The sequence below is a fragment of the Actinomadura rubrisoli genome (assembly GCF_004349215.1).
Classification (GTDB): domain Bacteria; phylum Actinomycetota; class Actinomycetes; order Streptosporangiales; family Streptosporangiaceae; genus Spirillospora; species Spirillospora rubrisoli.
In genome coordinates this window covers 1-2,188 of the sequence record NZ_SMKU01000637.1, presented here as the reverse complement: position 1 = coordinate 2,188, position 2,188 = coordinate 1, and the positions used below count along the sequence as shown (strand labels likewise).

The window sequence follows — 2,188 nt, the reverse complement described above, 5'->3', positions numbered from 1 at the left end:
CGGCGCCGGGGGGTGGCAGGCTCCGCGCCGGCCGGGGCGGCGTCGGCTGCGGGCTGCTCTTCGGGGCGCCTGTCGCCCTGGGCGCGCTTGCGGGGGTCGCCGCTGCGCTGTTTGCCCTTCTTGCCCTTGGCCTTGGCCGCCTTCGCGGCCTTGCGGCGCCCGCCGCCGGGCATTCCGGGGATGCCCATGCCGCCGGCCATCTGGCGCATCATCTTCTGGGCGTCGAAGAAGCGGGTGACGAGGCTGCTGACCTCGCCGACGCTGACGCCGGAGCCTCCGGCGATGCGGGCGCGGCGGGAGCCATTGATGATCTTGGGGTGGGAGCGTTCCTCGGGGGTCATCGAGCGGATGATGGCGGCGACGCGGTCGAGGTCCTTGTCGTCGATCTGGCTGATCTGGTCGCGAACCTGGCCCATGCCGGGCATCATCCCGAGCAGGTTGCCGATCGGGCCGAGCTTGCGGATCATCATCATCTGTTCGAGGAAGTCCTCAAGGGTGAAGTCCTCGCCCGAGGTGAACTTGCTCGTCATCTTCTCGGCCTGCTCGGCGTCGAACGCCTGCTCGGCCTGCTCGATCAGGGTGAGGATGTCGCCCATGTCGAGGATGCGGCCCGCCATGCGGTCCGGGTGGAAGACGCTGAAGTCCTCAAGCTTCTCGCCGGTCGAGGCGAACATGATCGGACGGCCGGTGATGTGCCGGACCGACAGGGCGGCGCCGCCGCGGGCGTCGCCGTCGAGCTTGGTGAGGACGACCCCGTCGAAGCCGACGCCCTCCATGAACGCCTGGGCGGTGTTGACGGCGTCCTGGCCGACCATGGCGTCGACGACGAACAGGACGTCGTCGGGGTCGACGGCGTCGCGGATGTTGATGGCCTGCTGCATCATCTCGGCGTCGATGCCTAGGCGGCCGGCGGTGTCGATGACGACGATGTCGTGCTGGGCGTGCTTGGCCTGGTCGATGGAGCGGCGGGCGACGTCCACCGGGTCGCCGACGCCGCTGCCCGGCTCGGGCGCGAAGACCGGGACCCCGGCGCGCTCGCCGACGACCTGGAGCTGCTGGACGGCGTTCGGGCGCTGCAGGTCGGCGGCCACCAGCATGGGGGCGTGGCCCTCGGCCTTCAGCCACCGGGCCAGCTTGCCCGCGAGGGTGGTCTTGCCGGCGCCCTGGAGGCCCGCGAGCATGATCACGGTGGGCGGGTTCTTGGCGAAGCGGATCCGGCGGGTCTCGCCGCCGAGGATGTTGATGAGCTCCTCGTTGACGATCTTGACGACCTGCTGGGCGGGGTTCAGCGCCTGCGAGACCTCCTCGCCCCTCGCCCGCTCCTTGACCTGCGCGATGAAGTCCTTGACCACGGGCAGCGCGACGTCGGCCTCAAGCAGCGCGATGCGGATCTCGCGCGCCGTCGCGTTGATGTCGGCCTCGGAGAGCCGGCCCTTGCTGCGCAGGGACGAGAAGACCGTCGTCAACCGGTCGGAGAGCGTCTCGAACACGTGTCTGGACCGTCCTTGGAAAGCTTCTGGGATCGCTTATCAGCGTATCGGGTCACCGGGCGGTCCCAGCCAGGCCGCGATGGAAGTCAGCGCAGGGCGGCCAGAACCTCGGTCCTGACGGAGGCGAGGGCGGCGGCGTCGGTCAGCGGACGGCCCCGCTCGTCCACCACGTAGAAGACGTCGACGGCCTCGGCGCCGAGCGTGTCGACCTGCGCGGCGCGGACGTGGAGGCCGCGGCCGCCGAGGGCCCGGCCGATCCGCCACAGCAGGCCAGGGCGGTCGTGGGCGCGGACCTCGACCACGGTGGCGGTGCTGGACGCGTCGTCCACGATCGTGACCCGGGGCGGCGGGACGGTGGCGCCGGGACGGACGCGGACCGAGCGCGCGCGGCGTTCGAGGCGGTCGGCCACGTCGAGGCGGTCGGCGAGCATGCGGCGCAGATCGGCCTCCAGGGTGGCCGGATCCGGCGGTGTGCCGTACTCGGGGACGGCCGTGAAGTCGAGGACGGCGGTCGCGGCGCCGGACGAGACGACCCGGGCCGTCCGGACGGCGAGGCGGTGCAGCGCGAGGACCCCGGCCGCGCGCCAGAGCAACCCCGGGCGGTCGGGGGCCGCGATCGTGATGCGCGACCCGGTGACGCGGACGGCGGCGCCGTCGTGCCTGACCAGGGCGAGCTGGTCCGGGCCGGCCTCGGGGGC

The 2,188-nt window shown here is 72.3% G+C and carries 2 protein-coding genes; both read right to left on the bottom strand.

Going from position 1 to position 2,188, the window contains the following annotated elements:
* The coding region (ffh, locus tag E1298_RS46390) for a signal recognition particle protein (protein ID WP_243726260.1) at positions 1-1,490 on the bottom strand (1,490 nt) is incomplete at its 3' end.
* An 86-nt stretch (positions 1,491-1,576) separates the two neighbouring features.
* Positions 1,577-2,188 (bottom strand): ACT domain-containing protein (locus E1298_RS46385; protein ID WP_131903728.1); only part of this gene is annotated, 612 nt, incomplete at its 5' end.